Below are 22,683 nucleotides of genomic sequence, written 5' to 3'. Positions count from 1 at the left end.
CATGTCCAAGAAACACCCCATCATTTCCGTCGTCGGTTCCTCCGGTGCAGGTACCTCGACGGTGAAATCGACCTTCGACCAGATCTTCCGCCGCGAAGGGATTTCCGCAGTCTCAATCGAGGGAGACGCCTTCCACCGCTACAACCGCGCCGACATGAAGGAAGAGCTGCAAAAGCGCTATGACGCGGGCGATCAGGGCTTCTCCCACTTCTCCTACGAAGCCAATGAACTCAAGGAGTTGGAGCGCGTCTTTCGCGAATATGGCGAGACCGGCAAGGGCAAGACCCGGCATTACGTCCATGACGATGCCGAGGCCGAGAAATGGGGCACGCCTCCCGGTCATTTCACCGACTGGAGCGATTTCGCCGACGAGTCCGATCTGCTTTTCTACGAAGGTCTGCACGGCTGCGTGGTCAATGACGAGGTGAACCTCTCGGCGCTGGCAGATCTGAAGATCGGCGTGGTTCCGGTGATCAACCTCGAATGGATCCAGAAGATCCATCGCGACCGGGCCTCCCGCGGCTATTCGACCGAAGCCGTCACCGACGTGATCCTGCGCCGCATGCACGCCTATGTGCATTGCATCACGCCGCAATTCACCGAGACGGATATCAATTTCCAGCGCGTGCCGGTCGTAGACACTTCGAACCCGTTCATCGCGCGCTGGATTCCGACCGCGGATGAGAGCCTCGTGGTGATCCGCTTCAAGAACCCGCGCGGGATCGATTTCCCTTATCTCACCTCGATGATCAACGGCTCGTGGATGAGCCGCGCCAACTCGATCGTCATTCCCGGCAACCGTCAGGATCTGGCCATGCAGCTGATCCTCACCCCCCTCATCGAGCGCCTCGTGCGCGAAGCGAAGCGGGCTTGAGAAAGATGAACAAGGCGATGAAAGATATTCAAATTACGCAAGAAACCCGGATGGCGAATGCGATCCGCGCGCTCGCGATGGATGCGGTGCAAAAGGCCAATTCTGGCCATCCCGGCATGCCGATGGGCATGGCCGATGTGGCGACGGTTCTATTCAACCGCTTCATCAATATCGATCCCACCGCGCCGAAATGGCCCGATCGTGACCGCTTCGTGCTGTCGGCCGGGCACGGTTCGATGCTGCTCTACGCGATCAACCATCTGCTGGGCTATGAAGATATGGGCATGGACCAAATCAAGGCGTTCCGCCAGCTGGGTTCGCGCACCGCTGGTCACCCGGAATACGGCCATGCCGACGGGATCGAAGTGACCACCGGGCCGCTTGGTCAGGGTGTCGCGACCGCCGTGGGTATGGCGATAGCCGAGAAGATGAAGAACGCGCGCTATGGCGCCGATCTGGTTGATCATTTTACCTATGTCATCGCGGGCGACGGCTGCCTGATGGAAGGGATCAGCCACGAGGCGATCGACCTCGCGGGTCATCTGGCGCTCGGCAAGTTGATCGTGCTGTGGGACGACAATTCGATCACCATCGACGGCGACACCGATCTTTCCACCTCGATGGATCAGAAGGCGCGTTTTGCCGCCGCCGGCTGGCATGTCGTCGACTGCGACGGCCACAGCCCGACCGAGATCGCCGCTGCGATCGAGGCCGCGCGTCAGGATCCGCGCCCGTCGATGATCGCCTGCCGCACCATCATCGGCTTCGGTGCGCCCAACAAGCAAGGTGGCCACGATGTCCACGGCGCGCCGCTGGGTGACGCCGAGATCGCTGCCGCGCGCAAGCAACTGCATTGGGACCATCCGGCGTTCGAAATTCCGGCCGCGATCTACGAGGAATGGGGCCGGATCGCCTCGCGCGGCGCGCGGGCGCGGGCGGAATGGGAGACGAGGCTGAACGCCGCGACCGCTCGCGCCGACTTCCTCGCCGCAGAGGAGGCAGACACCAGCGCCCTGCCCGCCGCGATCGCCGTCTACAAGCGCAAGCTGTCGCAGGACAGGCCCAAGGTAGCGACCCGCAAGGCGAGCCAGATGGCGCTGGAAGTGGTCAACGCCACCCTGCCCTTCACCGTGGGCGGCTCAGCCGATCTGACCGGCTCGAACCTCACGAAATCCTCGGGCATGAAATCGATCACGCCTACCGATTTCACCGGCGATTACATCCATTACGGCATTCGCGAGCATGGCATGGCCGCTGCGATGAACGGTATCGTGCTCCATGGCGGGCTGCGGCCCTATGGGGGCACCTTCCTGGCCTTCGCCGATTTCTGCCGCCCCGCAATTCGTTTGTCGGCACTGATGGGCGTGCCGACCTGCTATGTCATGACCCATGACTCGATCGGCCTCGGCGAGGACGGTCCCACCCATCAGCCGGTAGAGCATCTGGCCTCGCTCCGGGCCATTCCTAACCTGCTCGTCCTCCGACCGGCCGATGCGGTGGAGACCGCCGAGGCCTGGGAAATCGCCATGACCTCGACGGCCACGCCGACGATGATCGTGGCCTCGCGTCAGGGTCTGCCGACGGTTCGCATCGAACATACGGACGCAAACCTCACCGCCCGCGGCGCCTATCTGCTGCGCGCACCCGAGGCCCGCGACGTGACGCTGATCGCCACCGGCTCCGAAGTTGAAATCGCAATGGCCGCTGCCGAACAACTGGCCGAGCAAGGGATCAAGGCCGCGGTCGTCTCTGCGCCGTGTTTCGAGCTTTTCGAGAAACAGGACGCGGCCTATCGCGCCGAGGTTCTCGGCGATGCCCCGCGCGTCGGCTGCGAAGCCGCGATCCGTCAGGGCTGGGATCTCTTCCTGCGCCCCGAGGACCGCTTCGTGGGCATGACCGGTTTCGGGGCCTCGGCCCCTGCCCCGGCGCTCTACGAACACTTCAACATCACGTCCGAAGCGATTGTTTCGGATGCAAAAGAACTGATCTGAGGGACTAACGAGAATGACGGTTAAAGTTGCCATCAACGGGTTTGGACGTATCGGCCGCAACGTGCTGCGCGGGATCATCGAGTCGGGTCGCACCGATATCGAGGTGATCGCGATCAACGATCTGGGCCCGGTCGAAACCAACGCCCATCTGCTGCAATTCGACAGCGTCCACGGCCGCTTCCCGCAGGAGGTCACCACCGGCGAGGACTGGATCGACGCAGGCCGCGGCAAGATCAAGGTCACCGCGATCCGCGACCCGAAGGAGCTGCCCTGGGGCGACGTGGACATCGCGATGGAATGCACGGGCATCTTCACCGCGCGGGAGAAAGCTGCCTTCCACCTGGAGAACGGCTCGAAGCGCGTGCTCGTCTCGGCCCCGGCGGCCGGTGCTGACAAGACCATCGTTTACGGCGTGAACCACGGTGCGCTGACCAAGGACGATCTGGTCGTGTCGAACGCGTCCTGCACGACGAACTGCCTTTCGCCGGTCGCCAAGGCGCTCAACGACGCGATCGGCATCTCGAAAGGCTTCATGACGACGATCCACAGCTATACCGGCGACCAGCCGACGCTCGATACGATGCATCCCGACATGTATCGCGCCCGCGCCGCCGCGCTGTCGATGATCCCGACCTCGACCGGCGCGGCCAAGGCCGTGGGTCTCGTGCTGCCGGAGCTCAACGGCAAGCTCGACGGCGTCGCGATCCGCGTGCCGACGCCGAATGTCTCGGTCGTCGATCTGGTATTCGAGGCTGCGAAAGATACCACTGTGGAAGAGGTTAACGCGGCTATCCGCACCGCCGCCGATGGTCCGATGAAAGGCATCCTAGGCTATACCGAAAAACCCAATGTTTCCAGCGACTTCAACCACGATCCTCACTCTTCGGTCTTCCACATGGATCAGACCAAGGTGATGGACGGCCGGATGGTCCGCATCCTCAGCTGGTACGACAACGAATGGGGCTTTTCCAACCGCATGGCCGACACCGCCGTCGCGATGGGAAAGCTCCTCTGACCGCGGCTCGAACCGTTTGGCCCACAACGTAAGGAACACCTGATATGGCTCTGATTACGCTCAGACAATTGCTCGATCACGCCGCGGAATACGGCTACGGCGTGCCGGCGTTCAACATCAACAACATGGAACAGGGTATCGCCATCATGAAGGCGGCGGCGAAATGCGACGCCCCCGTCATCATGCAGGCCTCGCGCGGTGCGCGCAGCTATGCCGGTGACATCATGCTGCGCCACATGATCCAGGCGCTGTCGGAGATGTATCCCGATATCCCGCTGTGCATGCATCAGGACCACGGCAATAACGAGGCCACCTGCCTCACCGCGATCCGCCACGGCTTCACCTCGGTGATGATGGACGGCTCGCTGAAAGAGGACATGAAGACCCCCGCCGATTGGGACTACAATGTCAGCATCACCAAGCGCGTGGCCGACATGGCCCATTGGGTCGGCGCTTCGGTCGAGGGCGAACTGGGCGTGCTCGGCAATCTCGAGACTGGCGAAGCGGCGGAGGAAGACGGCTCGGGCGCGGTTGGCAAACTCAGCCACGATCAGCTGCTGACGGATCCCGACGAGGCGCTGGATTTCGTCAAGCTGACCAAGGTCGATGCGCTGGCGATCGCCTGCGGCACCAGCCACGGCGCCTACAAGTTCTCGCGCAAGCCCACGGGCGACATCCTCGCGATCAGCCAGATCGAGAAGATCCATGCGAAGATTCCGAACGTCCATCTGGTCATGCACGGCTCGTCCAGCGTGCCGCAATATCTGCAGGACCTGATCAACGAGTCCGGCGGCGAGATGCCCCAGACCTACGGCGTGCCGGTCGAAGAGATCGAGCGCGGCATCAAGTCGGGCGTGCGCAAGGTGAATATCGACACCGACAACCGAATGGCCCTGACGGCTCAGTTCCGCAAGGTCGCGCAAAGCAAGCCGACCGAATTCGACCCGCGCAAATTCATGATCCCCGCGATGGAAGAGATGGAGAAGCTCTGCCTCGACCGCTTCCAGCGCTTCGGCACCGCCGGGAATGCCAGCAAGATCAAGGTGATCGACCTCGACGACATGGCCAAGCGCTATGCCGAGGGATCGCTCGACCCGGTGATTTCCGCGGCCAAGGCCGCCTGACACACCCGCGATCCCGGCAGTCGAGCGCCCGGGGCCGCAGTTATCGGATTTAGGGAGACAAGGAGACCCCGATGAACCAGCATGCAAATCCCGGTAAATACAGCGCCGGCGTCAAGGAATACCGTGAAACCTATTGGGAGCCGAACTACACCCCCAAGGACAGCGACGTGCTCGCCGTCTTCAAGATCACGCCGCAGCCCGGCGTCCCGCGCGAGGAAGCCGCAGCCGCCGTCGCCGCAGAAAGCTCGACCGGCACCTGGACCACGGTCTGGACCGACCTGCTGACCGATCTCGACTACTATAAGGGTCGTGCCTACGCGATCGAGGACGTGCCGGGAGATGACGAGAGCTACTACGCCTTCATCGCCTACCCGATGGGTCTGTTCGAAGAGGGCTCGGTCGTCAACGTCTTCACCTCGCTCGTGGGCAACGTCTTCGGCTTCAAGGCCGTGCGGGCCCTGCGTCTGGAAGACGTGCGCTTCCCGCTGTGGTTCGTGACCACCTGCGACGGCCCGCCCCACGGCATTCAGGTCGAGCGCGACAAGCTCGACAAATACGGCCGTCCCTTCCTGGGCTGCACGATCAAGCCGAAGCTGGGTCTCTCGGCCAAGAACTACGGCCGCGCGGTCTACGAGGCGCTGCGGGGGGGACTCGACTTCACCAAGGATGACGAGAACATCAACTCGCAGCCCTTCATGCGCTGGCGTGACCGTTTCGAGTTCTGTCAGGAAGCGATCGAGAAGGCAGAGCGTGAGACCGGCGAGCGCAAGGGCCACTACCTCAACGTCACCGCGCCGAACATCGAAGAGATGTACAAGCGCGCCGAGTTCGCCAAGGAGATCGGGTCGCCGATCATCATGTCGGACTACCTGACGATGGGCTGGGCCGCGCAGGCCTCGCTGAGCCGCTGGTGCCGCGATAACGGCATGCTGCTGCACGTGCACCGCGCGATGCATGGCGTGATCGACCGCCACCCCAAGCACGGCATCAACTTCCGCGTTCTCGCGAAGATGCTGCGCCTTCTGGGCGGCGACCACCTGCACTCGGGCACCGTCGTCGGCAAGCTCGAAGGCGACCGCGAGGCGACTCTCGGCTGGATCGACCTGATGCGCGACAAATACGTCAAGGAAGACCGTTCGCGCGGCATCTTCTTCGATCAGGACTGGGGTCAGATGCCGGGCGTGCTCCCGGTGGCTTCGGGCGGCATCCACGTCTGGCACATGCCCGCGCTGGTCAACATCTTCGGCGATGACAGCTGCCTTCAGTTCGGCGGCGGCACGCTGGGCCACCCCTGGGGCAACGCCGCCGGTGCGGCCGCGAACCGCGTCGCGGTCGAGGCCTGCGTCAAGGCACGCAACGAGGGCCGCGATCTCGAGAAGGAGTCGAAAGACATCATGACCTCGGCCGCCAAGCACTCGCCCGAACTCAAGATCGCCATGGAGACGTGGAAAGAGATCAAGTTCGAGTTCGACACCGTGGACAAGCTGGACGTGGCGCACCGCTAAGGCGCGCCCCTCCCACCAACGCCTGAGAAAGGACTGACACCATGAGTGAAATGCAAGATTACGGCTCCCGCATCTCGGACCCGAACAGCCGCAAGATGGGCACCTTCTCCTATCTGCCCCAGCTCAGCGATGATGAGCTGCGCAAGCAGGTGGAGTACATCGTCTCGAAAGGCTGGAACCCGGCCATCGAGCATACCGAGCCCGAGAATATGCGCTCGAACTTCTGGTACATGTGGAAGCTGCCGATGTTCGGGGAAACCGATGTCGATGCGATCTTTCGCGAGATCGAGATGTGCAAGAAGGCCAACCCGGGCAACCATGTTCGCCTCGTGGGCTACGACAACTTCAAGCAGACGCAGGGCACCTCGATGGTGGTGCACCGCGCCGACATGTCGGCCTCTGCCTGATCTGATACCGGGGCGGGCTGCCGACCGTGGCGGCCCGCCCTGCCCCATACCCCCCGGATTTTCCTGCGCGACGGAGAGCCAGCCATGAGCGATATCGACCCAGACCAGTTCCGCGTGAAGACCGAGCCCTATTACCGGCGTGTCGGCAACGAGATCGAGCAATATGCCGCCGCCTATGACGTGCGGATGCCGGTGATGCTCAAGGGCCCCACGGGCTGCGGCAAGTCGCGTTTCGTCGAATATATGGCGTGGAAGTTGCAGCGCCCGTTGATCACCGTGGCCTGTAACGAGGACATGACCGCGTCCGACCTGATCGGGCGGTTCCTCCTCGATATCAACGGCACGAAATGGCAGGACGGCCCGCTGACCGTTGCCGCGCGGATCGGCGCGATCTGCTATCTCGACGAGGTCGTGGAGGCCCGTCAGGACACCACCGTCGTCATCCACCCGCTGACCGATCACCGCCGCCAGCTGCCTCTGGAGAAGAAGGGCGAGCTGGTCGACGCGCATCCCGATTTTCAGGTCGTGATCTCGTATAACCCCGGCTACCAGTCGATGATGAAGGACCTCAAGCAATCGACCAAGCAGCGTTTCGGCGCGATGAGCTTCGACTACCCCCAGGCCGCGACCGAGGCCGAGATCGTCAGCCACGAGGCCGGGATCGACCTCAAAACCGCCGAAAAGCTCGTGCAGGTCGCCCAACGCTCGCGCAATCTCAAGGGCCACGGCCTCGATGAGGGCATGTCGACGCGCCTTCTCGTTTATGCAGGCCAGTTGATCGCGAAGGACATCCCCGCGCCCGCCGCCTGCCAAATGGCGCTGGTGGAGCCGCTGACCGACGACGCCGATATGCGCGACACGTTGCAGGCGGCCGTCCAGACCTTCTTCCCCGAGATCACCGACAGCTCGAAGGTGGCGTAAGGAGCGCGTCCGATGAAGGTCGATCTCGACGATTACGCCGCCGATCTGATCAAATCCGCGCCGGAGCTGGAGGAGACCCTCGACGGGCTCTTCCACGAGGCGGCGCGGATGATGTCGCCCGCCGGGCTGAAGGATTACATGGACGGTGCGAAGGCCATGACCTCGCTCGGCAAGGGCCCCCGCCTGCTGATCTCCTATCTCGACGAGATGCCGCAGGTCGCCAAGGAATGCGGTGAGGACGTCATTCGGGACGTGGTGGGCGCGGTGCTGAAGCTGGCCTCGATGGTGTCGGGCGAAATCCTGGTGCTGATGCTCGACACGCTGCCCGGCGCCGCCAACCGCTTCGGCGATCCGGAACTGCTGCGCGGCTATCTGGCGCTGCTGCACCGGCTGGCGGCCCGTGCGCCACGGGGACTGCGTCCGATGTTCGGCGTGCTCGAAGAACTGCTGGCGAAACTCACCCTCTCGGGTCTGCGCCGCTGGGTGGATTTCGGCGCCGAGGCCTATCGGCGCGACCTGCCGAAACAGGCGGATTACTTCGGGCTTGTTTCTGAAGACAGCCGCGCAGTCCTGAAACAGGAACGCCGCGGCACGCTCTTCATCGACAGCCAGCGCAGGCTGAACTTCTACCTCCGCGCCTTCTGGGCCCGCGACTTCTTCCTGCGTCCCTCTGCCGCCGACTTCGAAGGCTTCCGCCCCTTCATCGAGGAGGGCGCGCTGCATCTGCCCGATGCGGTGGACGGGATCAACGGCGCCTCCGGCCTCGATCTCTACCGCGCGATGTGCGCCCATATGGCGGCCCATATCGTCTATTCCGATCACGGGCTTGGGCAGGAAGCGCTCAATCCGGCGCAGATATTCCTGATCGGCATGATCGAGGACGCCCGCGTCGAATATTGCGCGACGCAGGCCTTTCCGGGGCTGCGCGCGATGTTCGACCGGCTGATGCCGGACACGCCGCAAGGACAGTACGAACACGAGACGATGTATATGCTGGAAAAGGTCGCCCGCGCGCTCAACACGCCCGGCACCCGCACCGGCGATCTAGAAATCGACAATCTCGTCGAGACCTTCCACGGCGAGATCGCGGACAATGCGCGCGAGACGATGTTCTCCTGGTCGCTCGGCGTTGAGCTTTACAACCTGCTCGCGCAACGCCGCGCGGTGCCATCCCTTCGCATTCTCGAATCTCTGAAAATTCCGTATCGCGACGACAACCGCTTCATCTGGTCGCTCTCGGATTACGACTGGTCGAACCAGAACGCCTATCAGCCCGCGCAGGGTCAGGTGCGCAAGCGCGTCGGCCTGATGGAATTCGTCAACGAGGTCGATGTCGAGACCGCGGGCGACGATGCGCAGGAGGTCTGGGTGCTGTCGTCAGAGCTGTTCCCCTACGAGGATGAGGGCGTCAGCTATAACGAGATGGAGGGCAAGACCCCGATCTCCGACCCGTTTCATTACGGCGAATGGGATTACAAGGTGCAGTTGATGCGCCCGTCGTGGTCGACTGTCTACGAACACCGCCCGCCGATGGGCGACCCGGACGAGATCGACACGATCCTGACCGCGCATCGCGGCATCCGTCAACGGATCAAGCAGATCGTGGACCGGCTGCGCCCGCAGGGCATCTCGCGCCAGCGGCGGCTGGAGGATGGCGACGAGCTGGATATCAACGCCGCCGTCGATGCGATGGTGATGCAGCGCATCGGCATGCAGCCCGACATGCGGATCACCATGCGCAACGTCATCAACCGGCGCGATCTGGCGGTCTGCATCCTGCTCGACCTGTCGGAGAGCACCAACGAGACCGTGCGCGGCTCGGACAAGACCGTGCTGAAACTGACGCGCGAAGCCTCGGCGCTGGTGGCCTCGGCGATCGAAGGGATCGGCGACCCGTTCGCGATCCACGGCTTTTCCTCGGATGGCCGGCACGACGTGCAATATCAGCGCTTCAAGGATTTCGAGCAGAAGCTCGATTCCGAGGTCAAAGGCCGCCTTGCGGGCATGAAGGGCGGGCTCTCGACCCGGATGGGGGCCGCGATGCGCCATGCCGCCCATCATTTGTCCCTGCGCCCGGAAGCCCATAAACTGTTGCTGATCGTCACCGATGGCGAACCGGCCGATATCGACGAGCGCGACCCGCAATATCTGCGCATGGATGCCAAGAAGGCGGTTGCGGAACTCCAGCAGATCGGCATTAACAGCTATTGTCTGACGCTGGACCCCGAAGCCGATGCCTATGTGTCGCGCATCTTCGGGACCAACAATTACACCGTGATCGATCAGGTCGAGCGCCTGCCCGAGAAACTGCCGACCCTGTTCGCGCAACTGACGAAATGAGCCGCCAAGGAGGCCCCCATGAGCTTTGACCGTTCCATCAAGATCGCGCCCTCGATCCTGTCGGCCGATTTCGCCAATTTCGGCGCCGAGATCCGCGCCATCGAAGATCAGGGGGCCGATTGGGTCCATGTCGACGTGATGGACGGGCATTTCGTGCCGAACCTCACCTTCGGCCCGCCCGCCGTGAAAGCGTTCCGCCCGCATGTGAAGACCTTCATGGACGTCCACCTGATGATCGCGCCGGTCGACCCTTACATCGAGGCCTATGCCGAAGCAGGCGCCGACATGATCGTGGCGCATTGGGAGGCCGGTCCGCACCCGCATCGCACGCTGCAGGCGATCAAGGCGCAGGGCGTGAAATGCGGCATCTCGCTGAACCCCGGCACGCCCGCCAACGTGATCTCGGAACTGCTAGACCTCGTCGATATGGTTCTCGTGATGAGCGTTAATCCCGGTTTCGGCGGCCAGAAATTCATCCCCTCCAGCATAAACAAGGTCCGCCAAGTGCGCGAAATGATTGGCGATCGGGAGATTCACATTCAGGTGGATGGCGGCGTCGATCCGACCACGGTCGGCCCGCTGGTCGAGGCTGGTGCGGATTGCTTCGTCGCGGGCTCCGCCGTCTTCAAGGGCGGCTCGGTCGATAGGCCGGAGGTGTATGGCCAGAATATGCGCGCGATCCGCGAAGCGGCGGAGGGTGCTCTCAAAGCCGCGCAGTGAGAAACTGCCAAGCTGCAAGGAGATCGGTCGCGATCTCGTGATCTGACCGCTTGCCCTGCCGCTGCCTCTCGTTCATATTCGTGGAATTGAATACCAGCTAGGGAGGACTGGCATGACATTCACGCGACGCACCATTCTGCGCGGAGGGCTGGCCATGGGCGCCATGACAGCCCTTCCCCGGCTCAGCTTCGCCGCCCAGACCCTCGAGATGGGTTCGGCCCGGCTCGACACGCTGTCCGATGGCAATCTCGTGCTGCCGATCGGCTTTGTGACCGACAATCCGGAGGCCAAGCCGATCCTCGAGAGCTACGGCATCACCGGAGACTCGGTCGAACCGCCCTGCAATGTCACGCTCTATCGCGACGGCACCAACACCGTGCTGTTCGACGTGGGGTCGGGCAATGACTTCATGCCGTCTGCGGGCAAGCTGATGGAAGCGATGGACGCGCTCGAAGTCGCGCCCGAGGACGTGACCCATGTCGTCTTCACCCATGGCCACCCGGATCACCTCTGGGGCGTGCTCGACGATTTCGACGAGCCGTTCTTCGCCAACGCCGAGCACATGATGGGCAAGGACGAATTCGAATATTGGCTCAACCCGGAGACACTCGACACGATCGATCAGGGCCGCAAGACCTTCGCGGCAGGCGCGCTGCGTCGCCTCCAGATCCTTGAAGACCAGATTGCAACCTTTGGAGATGGCGAGGAAATCCTCCCCGGCATCATGGCGCAGATGACGCCCGGCCACACGCCCGGTCACATGTCCTTCCACGTCAAGAACGGCGAGACGCAGGCCTTCATCATCGGCGATGCGATCGTGAACCACTACCTCGCCTTCGCCGCGCCGGGCATGGCGGCAGGCTCCGACCAAAACCCCGATCTGGGCGCTGAGACGCGTGTCGCGTTGCTCGATCAGCTGGCGACCGACAAGCTGCCGATCATCGGCTATCACCTGCCCGAAGGCGGCCTGGGCCGGGTCGAGCGCGACGGCGACGCCTATCGCTACGTGCCGGAGGTCTGAGGGTGAAAAAACTCCTTTTGACCAGCGTCTTGGCGGGACTTCTTCATGTGAGCCCCGTACTCGCCTCTGAAGACGTGCCGGACATGTATCCCGGTTCGGTTCTCTACTCTAAGCCCTATGAGGTGATCCCCGGCGTCTGGACCGCGATCGGGGCCACTGCGCCGCCGACCTATGAGAATTCGGGTCATAACAACAATCTCAGCTTCATCGTCACCGGCGATGGCGTGGTCGTGGTGAATTCCGGCGCGTCCTATCAACTCGCCAAGGCGCTGCATGACGAGATCAAGGCGGTCACCGATCAGCCGGTGAAGCTGGTGATCAACGAGAACGGTCAGGGCCATTCGATGCTCGGCAACAATTACTGGATCGAACAGGGCGTGCCGGTGCTCGCCCATGTCGATGCGGCGGCCGAGTTCGAACATGACGCCGGCGGCGCCTTCGAGGCGCTCAAGAGCTACGGTAAGGAAACCGCCGAAGGTACCGATCCGAAGCTGCCCACCGAGACTTTCGAGGACAAGCGCGTCATCGAGATGGGCGACATGACCATCGAAGTGATGCATCTGGGCCCCGCGCACAGCCCCGGCGACACGCAGGTCTGGCTGCCGGAACAGAAATTCATGATCGCGGGCGATATCGCTTTTTCGGAACGGATGCCGCCGATCTTCTCGGGCACCTGCACGAGCTGCTGGATCGAGACCTTCGAGACCAAATTCGCGCCGCTGGAGCCTGCCTTCATCATCCCCGGCCATGGCCATCCGACGAACCTCGAGAAGGTCACGCGCGGAACGACGGGCTACCTGAAATATCTGCGCGGAAAGATCGCCGAACATCTCGACAATGGTGGCGATCTGGCCGAGGCCTACTACGTGGATCAGAGCCCCTACAAAAACCTCGACACGTTCGAGGAACTGGCGACGAAAAACGCGGGCGTCGTCTACGAGGAAATGGAATTCGAATAGGAGGCCGCATGGCTGTCACTCCCCCCGTCTGCGATTTCGGCTGGAAGGCTCCGGGCTTCACCCTGCCCGGCACCGACGGCAAGCAATACAGCTTTGACGACATCCGTGGTCCCAAGGGCACGCTCGTGATGTTCATTTGCAACCATTGCCCCTATGTCCAGTCAATCCTCGACCGCATCCTGCGCGATGCGGCGGAGTTGCAGAAGGCGGGGATCGGCGTCGTTGCGATCTCGGCCAACGATGTCGACGAATATCCGCAGGACAGCTTCGAGAACATGGCCAAGCTGGCCGAGGAGAAGGGCTTCCCCTTCCCCTATCTCTATGACGAAACTCAGGCGGTCGCGAAGGCATACGGGGCCGCCTGCACCCCGGACTTCTTCGGTTTCAACGCCGAGGACGGGCTGCAATATCGCGGCCGTCTCGATGCCTCGACCAAGCAGGCCGCCGCGGTCGACGCCAAGCGAGAACTCTACGAAGGCATGATGTTGGTCGCCGAGACCGGCGAAGGCCCGCGCGACCAGATTCCGTCGATGGGCTGCTCCATCAAATGGAAATCGGCATGAGCGACGCGCCTTCCGTCATCTTCGATCTCGACGGAACGCTGATCGATTCCGTGCCCGCGATCCATGCCGTTTCGAACGCCGTTCTGACCGATATGGGCTTCGAGCCGCTCTCGCTGCCGACGGTCCGCAGCTTCGTCGGCAAGGGCGTGCCCAACCTCGTGCGCCAGTTGCTGATCACCTCGGGCGAAGACCCGGACGGGCCGCTCTTCAATCGGGTGGAGCATGCCCTCGTCGCGCGCTACGAGACCGATGTGGAGGGCAACGTGCCCTACCCCAACGTGATCGCCGCGCTCGACCGGCTCACGGAGATGGGCTGCCGGATGGCGGTCTGCACGAACAAACCGGTCCGCCCAGCTGAAGCCGCGCTGCGCCATGTCGGTTTATGGGACTATTTCGAGCTCACGCTGGGCGGGGACTCCATGCCCACCCGCAAGCCCGAGCCGGAAATGCTGCTTCATTGCCATCGGGCCCTGGGCGGCGGACAGATGATCTATGTCGGCGACAGCGAGGTCGATGCGGAAACGGCGGCGAATGCGCAGGCCCCGTTTGCGATCTATTCCGAGGGCTATCGCAAGACGCCCTTGACCGACGTGCCCCATGACGTCGCCTTCTCCGATTGGGCGATGCTGCCCGGTCTGGTGGAGGGCTGGAAATGGTAAGCGCGCTGATCTTCGACGTCGACGGAACGCTGGCCGAAACCGAAGAAGCCCATCGCCGTGCCTTCAACGAGACCTTTGCTGCACGGCGCGTGGACTGGAACTGGTCGCAGGAGACCTATCGCGAACTGCTGAAAACCGCCGGCGGCAAGGAGCGCATGGCGCGCCACCGCGAGGTCATGGGCTTCGGCCCGACCGACGACGAGATCGCCATGCTGCACGAGATCAAGACCCGCCGCTATGTCGAGATCATCACCGGCGGGCAGGTCCCGCTGCGCCCGGGCGTGGCGCGGCTGATCGCAAATGCGCGTGCCGCCGGGATGAAGCTCGCCATCGCCACGACGACGAACCGTCCCAATGTCGATGCGCTGATCCGCGCGCAGCTGGGTGCCGACCCCGATCACCTGTTCGATGCGATCGCGGCAGGCGACGAGGTCGCCGCCAAGAAACCCGCGCCCGACGTGTTCGAACTCGCGCTGAACCGGCTGCATCTGCCGCCCGAGGCCTGCATCGCCTTCGAGGATAGCGAGGTGGGCCTGCGCTCAGCGCAAGCGGCCGGGCTGCGCGTGGTCGTGACGCCCTCGGCCTATACCGATGGCGGCGATTTCTCGCGCGCGGAGTGGGTGCTCCCCGATCTCTCGCACCCCTTACCGCCCGAGATCACGGAAGGGCTGGGACAGAGTGCCCCAATTTCATAAGATCGGACTCGGCTACATATGCTGGGCAGGTTAACGGAGGCCGCCATGATCAAACCGGACGTCAAAGCTTTTTTCGACACCGCGACTTTCACCGTCTCCTATGTGGTGAAAGATCCCGGCAGCAAAGCCTGCGCCGTTGTCGATAGCGTGCTCGATTTCGACTATTCCTCGGGCCGGACGGATACCAAATCCGCCGACGAGGTGATCGCCTATGTGAAGGAGAACGGGCTTGAGGTGGAGTGGATCCTCGAGAGCCACGTCCATGCCGACCACCTTTCCGCCGCGCCCTACATTCAGGAGCGCGTCGGCGGCAAGATCGGCATCGGCGACCGCATTCAGGTCGTGCAGGACACCTTCGGCAAGATCTTCAACGAAGGCACCGAATTCCAGCGCGACGGTTCGCAGTTCGACAGGCTCTTCAAGGAAGGCGACACTTTCAGCGTCGGCGCGCTGGAGGGTCGCGTTCTGCACACGCCGGGCCATACGCCCGCTTGCCTTACCTACGTCATCGGCGATGCGGCCTTCGTGGGCGATACGCTCTTCATGCCCGATTTCGGCACCGCGCGCTGCGACTTCCCCGGCGGCTCGGCCGAGACGCTCTACGCCTCGATCCAGAAAATCTTGTCGCTGCCCGACGAGACCCGCATTTTCGTGGGCCACGACTACAAGGCACCGGGCCGCGACGAATTTGCGTGGGAGACGAGCGTGGCCGAGGAAAAGGCCCGCAACATCCATATCGGCGGCGGCAAGTCCGAGGCCGAATTCGTCAAGATGCGCACCGAGCGCGATGCGACTCTGGCGATGCCGAAGCTCATCATCCCGTCGCTTCAGGTAAACATGCGCGCGGGCCAGATGCCTCCGAAGGACGAGGACGGCAAGACCTACCTCAAAGTGCCGGTCAACGGGCTCTGAGACGATAAACCGAGAGGGCGGGAAACCCCGCCCATCTCCACCTAGAAGGCAGGATAACAGGACAGATCATGGAATTGCGCAAACTTTCCGACGAGTTCTCCGTCGCCCCGCAGATCGAACCCGAAGACGTGCCGAAGCTTGCCGAGATGGGCTTTCGCACGCTGATCATCAATCGTCCCGACGAGGAGATCGAGGACGCAGATCAGCGCTCGGACGCGATCGCCGCGCTTTGCACGACGCATGGCCTCACGCCTTACTACCTGCCCTACTATCCCGGCGAACTGAGCCTCGAACTGGTCGACAATTTCGCGACGATCATGGACGCGGCAGAGAAACCCGCCTTGGGCTATTGCCGCTCGGGCACGCGCTCGTCGCATCTGTGGGGCGTCAGCCAGGCGGGCGAGATGGAAATCGACAAGATCGTCGCGACCGCCGCCGAAGCGGGCTATGACCATTCCACGCTGGTGCCGGTGATGCAGTATTACGCCAGCCGCCGCGATCAGGCCTGATCCAGCCCTTTCGCGACGTGCCAATGCTCAAACGCTACCTGCCGATCCTAAGCTGGGGGCGCGACTACGATCGCCCGACCTTCGAGGCCGATCTGATCGCGGCGGTGATCGTCACGATCATGCTGATCCCGCAGTCGCTGGCCTATTCGCTGCTGGCCGGGATGCCGCCGGAATACGGGCTCTACGCTTCGGTACTGCCGCTGCTGATCTACGCAGTTTTCGGCACCTCGCGCCCGCTGGCCGTCGGCCCGGTCGCGGTGATCTCGCTGATGACGGCCGCCGCGGTTGGCAGGGTCGCGGCGCAGGGTACGCCGGAATATATCGCCGCCGCAGTGGCGCTGGCGTTTCTCTCGGGCGTGATGCTGGTGGTGATGGGCTTCCTGCGCATGGGCTTCATAACGGCCTTCCTCAGCCACCCGGTGCTGTCGGGCTTCACATCGGCTGTCGGTATCCTGATCGCCGCGGGCCAGATGAAGCATTTCTTCGGCATTCCGGCGGAGAGCGGCGGGATTCTCGATATTCTCGGCGGCCTCTGGGCGCATCTCGGCCAGACCAATCCCTACACGGTCGTCATCTCGATCCTGTCGCTGGTCTTCCTGTTCTGGGCGCGACGTGGGCTTAAGCCGCGCCTGCTAAAGGCAGGGCTGTCCGAGCGGCTTGCGGCCATCCTCACCCGCGCCGCGCCGGTTTACGCAGTCGCCGCGACCATCCTGATCACCTGGCTGTTCGGGCTCGAGGGTCGCGGGGTCCGCGTCGTCGGAACCGTGCCGCTCGGCTTCCCGACCCCGAGCCTGCCGCCCGCCGATATCGCGCTCTGGAAAGAACTCTTCGTCCCGGCGCTCCTGATCGCGATCATCGGCTATGTCGAGACGATCTCGGTCGCCCAGACATTGGCCGCTAAGAAACGCCAGCGCATCGATCCGGACCAAGAATTCATAGCCCTCGGCGGCGCCTCCATCGGCTCCGCAATCTCTGGATCCTTTCCGATTACCGGGGGGTTCGCGCGCTCTGTCGTCAGCTTCGAGGCCGGCGCCACGACGCCCGCCGCTGGCGCCTTCACCGCGATCGGGGTGGCGCTCGCGACCTTCACCCTGACCCCGGCCCTCTATTACCTGCCGCAAGCGACGCTCGCGGCCACGATCTTCGTCTCGGTGCTTACGCTGGTCGATATCAAGGCGCTCAAGCGCACGTTCAAATACGCCCCCCGCGAAGGCGTCGGCATGGCTCTGACGGTGCTCGTCACCCTGATCTGGGGCGTCGAGGACGGCATCGCATTCGGCGTCATCCTCTCGATCGCGCTGCGGTTGTGGCAAAGCTCGCGCCCGCATGTGGCCGAGTTGGGCCAGGTTCCCGGCACCGAGCATTTCCGCAATATCCGGCGCCACCGGGTGAACTGCGCGCCGGGCATCCTCAGCCTGCGCATCGACGAGAGCCTGTGGTTCCCGAATGCCCGCTTCGTCGAGGAGATGATCTACGACCGGATCGCGAGCGACGAGTCCATCAAGCATGTCGTGCTGAATTGCCCCGCGATCAACCATATCGACATGTCCGCGCTCGAGGCGCTGGAAGAGGTGAACGACCAGCTCAACGACGCGGGCGTGCGATTGCACCTGTCCGAGGTTAAAGGCCCGGTGATGGACCGCCTGACGCGCTCGGACCTGATCACCCAACTAACCGGGCAGATCTACCTTACCCATTACGACGCGCTGGCGACGCTCGCCCCCGAGACCACCCAAGGTTGCGCACACGAGAGCCGTGTCGAGACCCACCGCTAAGCGTCTTCGTGCCCCACGTGGGTTGCCATGGCGCGCGAAACATAAGACATTTGAACAGGGTCTCCGGCGCGGGGAAACATGCGCCTCCGGAGTAGTGTTAATGAGCTACGCGAACTAACCGATTGTGGGGTGAAACGCGATGTTATCCTTCTGTGAGGCGGTCTTACGCGCAAAATCTGTGCAGGAAATTTGGTCCCGCCATTGCCGCGAAATGGAGCGGTTCGGCTTCGACCGTTTGATCTATGGGTTCACGAGTTTCCGAAAGGGAAACAACTTCGGCCACGAAGACGATTTGTTGATCCTCTCGAACCACCAGAAGGAATATCTCGACCTCTTCATCGGAGAGGGAAAATATCGCCACGCGCCGATGGTGCAATGGGCCGCGAAGAATGACGGGCCCTGCTCGTGGCGCATTGTCGCGGACCGCGCAATGCGGGGAGAGCTGACCCCGGCAGAGATCGACGTGATCGACATCAACCACCGTTTCGGCATCCGCGCGGGTTATTCGATCGGTTTCTCCGACCCGCTCTCCTACGCGCGCGGCGCGATCGGACTCGTGGGGCGGCCGGGGCTGAGCCAGGACGACGTCGACCGCATCTGGCGCGAGAACGAACGCGAATTGATGGTGATGAACAGCCTCGTTCATCTGCGCATCTCGACCATGCCCTATTCCACCGGGCGACGCCCACTGACGGATCGGCAGCGCGAAGTCCTCGAATGGGTGGCGGAGGGCAAGACGACCGCCGATATCGCGATCATCATGGGGCTGACCCCTTCGACGGTGGAGAAACACCTGCGACTGGCGCGCGAGGCGCTGGACGTGGACACCACCGCGCAGGCGGTCATGAAAGCCTCGGTGCAAAAGCAGATTTTCCTGAACGCCTCACACGCGGCGGCGCGTTAGGTTCGCATCCCAGACCCCTGCCCCACAATGAAAAACGCCGCCCCGATCAGGGCGGCGTTTCCTGTTTCAAAGAAGAGGCGCGGGCTTAGTTGCCAGCTGCGGTCTTCGCCACTTCAGCGGCGAAATCTTCTTCTTTCTTCTCGATGCCTTCGCCGACTTCCATCCGGACGAAGCCGGTGATCTCGACGCCAGCTTCTTTCGCGGCCTGACCGACGGTGAGGTCGGGATTGACGACGAATTGCTGGTTCAGCAGCGTGACTTCCGCGGTGAATTTCTTCATGCGGCCTTCGATCATCTTCTCGATCACCTGCTCGGGCTTGCCCGATTCACGGGCGATGTCGATCTGAACCTGCTTTTCCTTCTCGACGACAGCCGGGTCGAGATCGGATTCGGACAGCGCGGCCGGGTTGGTCGCGGCGATGTGCATCGCGATCTGCTTGCCGATGCCGTTGTCTTCGCCCTTCAGCGCAACGAGCACACCGATCTTGCCCATGCCGTCGGCGGCAGCGTTGTGCACGTAATGCACCAGCGTGTCGCCTTCGAGGATGTGCATGCGGCGCAGGTTCATGTTCTCACCGATACGCGCGATGGCGTCGGTGATCACGTCTTCGACCTTCTTGCCGTTGAGATGCGCAGCCTTGACGACTTCGACATCTTCACCGGTTTCCAGCGCGACTTCCGCGATGTCGGAGACGAGCTTCTGGAAATCGGCGTTCTTCGCGACGAAGTCGGTTTCCGAGTTCATCTCGATCGCGACGCCCTTGCCGTTGTTGACGGCGAGCGCGACGAGACCTTCGGCAGCCACGCGGCCCGATTTCTTCGCAGCCTTCGCAAGGCCCTTGGTGCGCAGCCAGTCAACGGCGGCGTCCATGTCGCCATCGGTCTCGGTCAGCGCTTTTTTCGCGTCCATCATGCCTGCGCCGGTAGCTTCGCGCAGTTCCTTCACCTGAGCGGCGGTAATCGCCATGGTCGGATCTCCTTCAAGAACTCTGCGAGGGCGGGATACCCCGCCCTCATGTCATCTGGGTGACGGTCGCGGCCTTACTTGGCCTCGGCCTCGGCCAGCGCCTCTTCAACCGGGGTCTCGGTGAGGGCACCGACATCGACGCCCGCCGCGCCCATCTGGGCCGACATGCCGTCGAGAGCTGCGCGCGAAGCGAGGTCGCAGTAGAGCGCGATCGCACGGGCCGCGTCGTCGTTGCCCGGGATCACGTAATCCACGCCGTTCGGCGAGCAGTTGGTGTCGACCACCGCCACGACCGGGATGCCGAGCTTCTTGGCTTCCGCGATGGCGAGGTCTTCCTTGTTCACGTCGATCACGAACAGGAGGTCCGGCAGACCGCCCATTTCGCGGATACCGCCGAGAGACGCCTGCAGCTTGGCCTGGTCACGCTCCATGCCGAGACGCTCTTTCTTGGTCAGGCCTTCAGCGCCCTGCTCAAGCTTCTCGTCGATCTCGTTGAGACGCTTGATCGACTGGGAGACGGTCTTCCAGTTGGTCAGCGTGCCGCCGAGCCAGCGGTGGTTCATGTAATACTGTGCACATTTCTCGGCGGCTTCGGCGATCGGGCGCGCAGCCTGACGCTTGGTGCCGACGAAGAGAACGCGGCCGTTTTTCGCAACGGTGTCGCGGATGACCTGCAGAGCCTGGTCGAGCAGCGGAACGGTCTGCGTCAGGTCGACGATGTGGATGCCGTTACGCTCGCCATAGATGTACTGACCCATACGGGGGTTCCAACGCTGGGTCTGGTGGCCGAAGTGAACGCCAGCTTCCAAGAGCTGACGCAGGGAGAATTCAGGAAGCGCCATGTCCAATTCCTTTTCCGGTTTGCGCCTGAGCGGAGGGTCTCAGGGCATATGCCCCAACCGGTGGACTTTTGGGGATGTCTCCCCCATCGGCCCGCCTCCGCCTGTGAAGTGCGCGCGATATAGACCCATCGCGCCGCCTTGGCAACCCCTACCGGTCATGGGCGTCCCCGGGAAAACCAAGGCGCGCGCGCCCGCTTCGGCTTGGTGTAAATATCCCGGGTGAATTCGCGTCAGCGAAGAGGGGCAGCGCCCCTGCCCCGTCTCCGGCCGGGCTTACAGCGCGCGGAACCGGTTGCGCTGACTGCCAGTCCATTCGACCTCGAAGGTCCACCCCTCTTCGGTCTGCGTCTCGGCGCGGATCACGTTCTGCTCGTGCAGCCAGGCGCGTTTGCGGCCATCCGCAAAGCCCAGCGTGATCTCTTCCTGATAGCGTTCATCCGAAAGCTTCTCGTCAATCGCCTTCAGAAGCGCGTCGAGCCCCTCTCCGGTCAGCGCCGAGATCGCCTGCAGATCGGGCTCGCGTGCCTCCTGTACCAGCAGAGCGCGGCGCGGCTCGGGCGGTACGGCGTCCATCTTGTTCCAGACCTCGATCAGCGGCACTTCCTTGGCGACGCCGAGTTTGGTGAGAATGTCGTTCACATCCTCCGCCTGCTCCTCGGTCTCGGGATGCGAGATGTCGCGGACATGCAGGATCAGATCGGCTTCGAGCACCTCTTCCAGCGTCGCGCGGAAGGCGGCGACAAGCTGCGTCGGCAGGTCCGAGATGAAGCCCACCGTGTCGGACAGGATCACCTTGCGGCCCGTCGGCAGCTCCAGCCCGCGCATCGTCGGGTCGAGCGTGGCGAACAGCATGTCCTTGGCCAGCACTTCGGCCCCGGTCACGCGGTTGAACAGAGTGGATTTCCCCGCGTTGGTATAGCCCACCAGCGCCACGATCGGGAACGGCACCTTTCGGCGTGCGGCGCGGTGCAGCTCGCGGGTCTTCACGACCTTCGCAAGCTGGCGGCGCAGACGCACGATCTGCTCGTCGATGGCGCGGCGGTCGGCCTCGATCTGGGTTTCCCCCGGGCCGCCGACGAAGCCGAGCCCGCCGCGCTGACGCTCGAGGTGGGTCCAGGCGCGCACCAGCCGCGTACGCTGATAGCTCAGCGCGGCCAGCTCCACCTGCAACACACCTTCACGGGTGCGCGCACGGTCGGCAAAGATTTCGAGGATCAGCCCGGTCCGGTCGAGGAGCTTCACCCCCCATTCCTTCTCGAGGTTGCGCTGCTGCACCGGGGTCACCGGCCCGTCGATGAAGACGAGATCGACCTCGTTCTCCTCCAGCCGCGCCTTGATCTCGGCCAGCTTGCCCTGGCCGAACAGCTTGCCCGGCTCGGGCTTGCGCAGCTTCACGATCTCCTCGCCCACCACCTGCAGATGCGGCAGGGCGGCGGCGAGCGAAACCGCTTCGGCCAGCGCAAATTCGGGCAAGTGTCGCTGGCCCTCTCGCGACGGAATGTCGGGATGGATCACGTAGGCCCGCGTATCGGGCGTCTCGGTAGAGGTCGTTTCGCTCAAGATATGTATCGCTAAAGCCGCGCGCGGCGCCGCTTAGTCGTCGCCTTCGTAAAGCGAGATAGGTTGTCCCGGCATGATCGTCGAGATCGCGTGCTTGTAAACAAGCTGAGATTGCCCGTCGCGCCGCAGAAGCACACAGAAGTTGTCAAACCAGGTGATGACGCCCTGCAGCTTCACCCCGTTGATCAGGAAGATCGTGACAGGAACCTTTGTCTTGCGCACATGATTGAGAAATGCGTCTTGCAGGTTCTGTTTGTCGCCAGCCATATTATTCTTGCCCTTGTTTTTCGTATCGCGTTTCGCATCGCGCGTGATCGGACGGGCCTGATTTGCCCTTTCTTCAAGTATGCAGCGCATAGCGGGAGATTCCAGCCCAAAAAACAGTTTGTTAGGCCCTGAGCCAGAAATTGCGTATCGAAT

At 63.0% G+C, this 22,683-nt stretch carries 22 protein-coding genes; 18 read left to right on the top strand and 4 right to left on the bottom strand.

Translation table 11 applies throughout. From position 1 onward, the window contains the following. Position 1: 1 nt before the first annotated feature. The 18 genes from B6V76_RS02260 to B6V76_RS02175 all read left to right on the top strand — a co-directional run bounded on the left by B6V76_RS02260 (position 2) and on the right by B6V76_RS02175 (position 18,894). Positions 2-874: a phosphoribulokinase gene (locus B6V76_RS02260; RefSeq protein ID WP_088722779.1), complete on the top strand. Its 873-nt coding sequence runs from the start codon at positions 2-4 to the stop codon at positions 872-874. A gap of 17 nt (positions 875-891) precedes the next feature. Then, positions 892-2,865, top strand: a complete 1,974-nt coding sequence (tkt, locus tag B6V76_RS02255) for a transketolase (protein WP_088726892.1) — start codon at positions 892-894, stop codon at positions 2,863-2,865. A gap of 13 nt (positions 2,866-2,878) precedes the next feature. After that, a complete protein-coding gene (gene gap / locus B6V76_RS02250; protein ID WP_088726542.1) occupies positions 2,879-3,880 on the top strand; it encodes a type I glyceraldehyde-3-phosphate dehydrogenase in 1,002 nt (333 codons plus the stop codon). Positions 3,881-3,924: 44 nt separating this feature from the next. After that, a complete protein-coding gene (fba, locus tag B6V76_RS02245; RefSeq protein ID WP_088718603.1) occupies positions 3,925-5,004 on the top strand; it encodes a class II fructose-bisphosphate aldolase in 1,080 nt (359 codons plus the stop codon). 71 nt (positions 5,005-5,075) lie between these two features. Then, on the top strand, positions 5,076-6,509 hold the full coding sequence (locus B6V76_RS02240; RefSeq protein ID WP_088726541.1) for a form I ribulose bisphosphate carboxylase large subunit: 1,434 nt from the start codon (positions 5,076-5,078) through the stop codon (positions 6,507-6,509). Positions 6,510-6,550: 41 nt separating this feature from the next. Beyond that, positions 6,551-6,916 (top strand): ribulose bisphosphate carboxylase small subunit, encoded by a 366-nt coding sequence (locus B6V76_RS02235; RefSeq protein ID WP_075774814.1) that lies wholly within the window; start codon positions 6,551-6,553, stop codon positions 6,914-6,916. Between the two features lie 84 nt (positions 6,917-7,000). Further along, the gene (locus B6V76_RS02230) at positions 7,001-7,837 is read left to right on the top strand and encodes a CbbQ/NirQ/NorQ/GpvN family protein (RefSeq protein WP_088726540.1); all 837 of its coding nucleotides are present in this window, start codon (positions 7,001-7,003) and stop codon (positions 7,835-7,837) included. 12 nt (positions 7,838-7,849) lie between these two features. Continuing rightward, positions 7,850-10,177 (top strand): VWA domain-containing protein, encoded by a 2,328-nt coding sequence (locus B6V76_RS02225; protein ID WP_088726539.1) that lies wholly within the window; start codon positions 7,850-7,852, stop codon positions 10,175-10,177. An 18-nt stretch (positions 10,178-10,195) separates the two neighbouring features. Next, entirely contained in the window at positions 10,196-10,897 is a 702-nt protein-coding gene (gene rpe, locus B6V76_RS02220; protein WP_088722783.1) for a ribulose-phosphate 3-epimerase, read from the top strand. Between the two features lie 112 nt (positions 10,898-11,009). Beyond that, positions 11,010-11,918 (top strand): MBL fold metallo-hydrolase, encoded by a 909-nt coding sequence (locus tag B6V76_RS02215; RefSeq protein WP_088718599.1) that lies wholly within the window; start codon positions 11,010-11,012, stop codon positions 11,916-11,918. 83 nt (positions 11,919-12,001) lie between these two features. Beyond that, complete coding sequence (locus B6V76_RS02210; protein ID WP_077701221.1) at positions 12,002-12,877, top strand: MBL fold metallo-hydrolase; 876 nt, start codon at positions 12,002-12,004, stop codon at positions 12,875-12,877. 8 nt (positions 12,878-12,885) lie between these two features. After that, positions 12,886-13,440, top strand: a complete 555-nt coding sequence (locus B6V76_RS02205) for a thioredoxin family protein (RefSeq protein ID WP_075774820.1) — start codon at positions 12,886-12,888, stop codon at positions 13,438-13,440. After that, on the top strand, positions 13,437-14,099 hold the full coding sequence (locus B6V76_RS02200; RefSeq protein WP_088726538.1) for a phosphoglycolate phosphatase: 663 nt from the start codon (positions 13,437-13,439) through the stop codon (positions 14,097-14,099). The genes B6V76_RS02205 and B6V76_RS02200 overlap by 4 nt, the downstream gene beginning before the upstream one ends. Beyond that, a complete protein-coding gene (locus B6V76_RS02195; RefSeq protein WP_088726537.1) occupies positions 14,093-14,794 on the top strand; it encodes an HAD family hydrolase in 702 nt (233 codons plus the stop codon). Before B6V76_RS02200 ends, B6V76_RS02195 begins: the two co-directional genes overlap by 7 nt. A 48-nt stretch (positions 14,795-14,842) precedes the next feature. Then, complete coding sequence (locus B6V76_RS02190; RefSeq protein WP_166504549.1) at positions 14,843-15,706, top strand: MBL fold metallo-hydrolase; 864 nt, start codon at positions 14,843-14,845, stop codon at positions 15,704-15,706. A 68-nt stretch (positions 15,707-15,774) separates the two neighbouring features. Continuing rightward, on the top strand, positions 15,775-16,215 hold the full coding sequence (locus tag B6V76_RS02185; protein ID WP_088722787.1) for a TIGR01244 family sulfur transferase: 441 nt from the start codon (positions 15,775-15,777) through the stop codon (positions 16,213-16,215). A gap of 23 nt (positions 16,216-16,238) precedes the next feature. Next, positions 16,239-17,990 carry a sulfate permease gene (sulP, locus tag B6V76_RS02180; RefSeq protein ID WP_088726536.1) on the top strand — a complete coding sequence of 584 codons (1,752 nt, stop codon included), beginning with the start codon at positions 16,239-16,241 and terminating at the stop codon, positions 17,988-17,990. Between the two features lie 178 nt (positions 17,991-18,168). Next, positions 18,169-18,894, top strand: a complete 726-nt coding sequence (locus tag B6V76_RS02175; protein WP_240497788.1) for a LuxR family transcriptional regulator — start codon at positions 18,169-18,171, stop codon at positions 18,892-18,894. A gap of 85 nt (positions 18,895-18,979) precedes the next feature. Here the strand turns inward: B6V76_RS02175 and tsf are convergent, their stop codons facing one another. The 4 genes from tsf to hfq form a co-directional block, all read right to left on the bottom strand. Further along, positions 18,980-19,861, bottom strand: a complete 882-nt coding sequence (gene tsf, locus B6V76_RS02170) for a translation elongation factor Ts (RefSeq protein WP_075774826.1) — start codon at positions 19,859-19,861, stop codon at positions 18,980-18,982. 74 nt (positions 19,862-19,935) lie between these two features. Beyond that, positions 19,936-20,703, bottom strand: a complete 768-nt coding sequence (gene rpsB / locus B6V76_RS02165) for a 30S ribosomal protein S2 (protein WP_075774827.1) — start codon at positions 20,701-20,703, stop codon at positions 19,936-19,938. Positions 20,704-20,976: 273 nt separating this feature from the next. Further along, positions 20,977-22,263, bottom strand: coding sequence for a GTPase HflX (hflX, locus tag B6V76_RS02160; RefSeq protein WP_240497787.1), 1,287 nt, complete (start codon positions 22,261-22,263; stop codon positions 20,977-20,979). Between the two features lie 33 nt (positions 22,264-22,296). Further along, positions 22,297-22,530 (bottom strand): RNA chaperone Hfq, encoded by a 234-nt coding sequence (gene hfq, locus B6V76_RS02155; RefSeq protein ID WP_038060695.1) that lies wholly within the window; start codon positions 22,528-22,530, stop codon positions 22,297-22,299. Positions 22,531-22,683: the final 153 nt, after the last annotated feature.

Source organism: Thioclava sp. IC9 (assembly GCF_002213225.1).
Lineage (GTDB): Bacteria > Pseudomonadota > Alphaproteobacteria > Rhodobacterales > Rhodobacteraceae > Thioclava > Thioclava nitratireducens.
Note: the sequence above shows the minus strand (reverse complement) of the source record. Positions and strands in the feature narration are given on the sequence as shown.

What these genes read in the sequence shown, in the direction of transcription:
- B6V76_RS02235 (WP_075774814.1), top strand. Translation starts at nt 6,551, where the DNA reads ATGAGTGAAATGCAAGATTACGGCTCCCGCATCTCGGACCCGAACAGC.
- hfq (WP_038060695.1), bottom strand. Translation starts at nt 22,530, where the DNA reads ATGGCTGGCGACAAACAGAACCTGCAAGACGCATTTCTCAATCATGTG.
- B6V76_RS02215 (WP_088718599.1), top strand. Translation starts at nt 11,010, where the DNA reads ATGACATTCACGCGACGCACCATTCTGCGCGGAGGGCTGGCCATGGGC.
- B6V76_RS02200 (WP_088726538.1), top strand. Translation starts at nt 13,437, where the DNA reads ATGAGCGACGCGCCTTCCGTCATCTTCGATCTCGACGGAACGCTGATC.
- tkt (WP_088726892.1), top strand. Translation starts at nt 892, where the DNA reads ATGAAAGATATTCAAATTACGCAAGAAACCCGGATGGCGAATGCGATC.
- B6V76_RS02230 (WP_088726540.1), top strand. Translation starts at nt 7,001, where the DNA reads ATGAGCGATATCGACCCAGACCAGTTCCGCGTGAAGACCGAGCCCTAT.
- B6V76_RS02185 (WP_088722787.1), top strand. Translation starts at nt 15,775, where the DNA reads ATGGAATTGCGCAAACTTTCCGACGAGTTCTCCGTCGCCCCGCAGATC.
- tsf (WP_075774826.1), bottom strand. Translation starts at nt 19,861, where the DNA reads ATGGCGATTACCGCCGCTCAGGTGAAGGAACTGCGCGAAGCTACCGGC.
- sulP (WP_088726536.1), top strand. Translation starts at nt 16,239, where the DNA reads ATGCTCAAACGCTACCTGCCGATCCTAAGCTGGGGGCGCGACTACGAT.
- B6V76_RS02260 (WP_088722779.1), top strand. Translation starts at nt 2, where the DNA reads ATGTCCAAGAAACACCCCATCATTTCCGTCGTCGGTTCCTCCGGTGCA.
- B6V76_RS02210 (WP_077701221.1), top strand. Translation starts at nt 12,002, where the DNA reads ATGTATCCCGGTTCGGTTCTCTACTCTAAGCCCTATGAGGTGATCCCC.
- rpe (WP_088722783.1), top strand. Translation starts at nt 10,196, where the DNA reads ATGAGCTTTGACCGTTCCATCAAGATCGCGCCCTCGATCCTGTCGGCC.
- B6V76_RS02205 (WP_075774820.1), top strand. Translation starts at nt 12,886, where the DNA reads ATGGCTGTCACTCCCCCCGTCTGCGATTTCGGCTGGAAGGCTCCGGGC.
- B6V76_RS02225 (WP_088726539.1), top strand. Translation starts at nt 7,850, where the DNA reads ATGAAGGTCGATCTCGACGATTACGCCGCCGATCTGATCAAATCCGCG.
- gap (WP_088726542.1), top strand. Translation starts at nt 2,879, where the DNA reads ATGACGGTTAAAGTTGCCATCAACGGGTTTGGACGTATCGGCCGCAAC.
- rpsB (WP_075774827.1), bottom strand. Translation starts at nt 20,703, where the DNA reads ATGGCGCTTCCTGAATTCTCCCTGCGTCAGCTCTTGGAAGCTGGCGTT.
- fba (WP_088718603.1), top strand. Translation starts at nt 3,925, where the DNA reads ATGGCTCTGATTACGCTCAGACAATTGCTCGATCACGCCGCGGAATAC.
- B6V76_RS02195 (WP_088726537.1), top strand. Translation starts at nt 14,093, where the DNA reads ATGGTAAGCGCGCTGATCTTCGACGTCGACGGAACGCTGGCCGAAACC.
- B6V76_RS02240 (WP_088726541.1), top strand. Translation starts at nt 5,076, where the DNA reads ATGAACCAGCATGCAAATCCCGGTAAATACAGCGCCGGCGTCAAGGAA.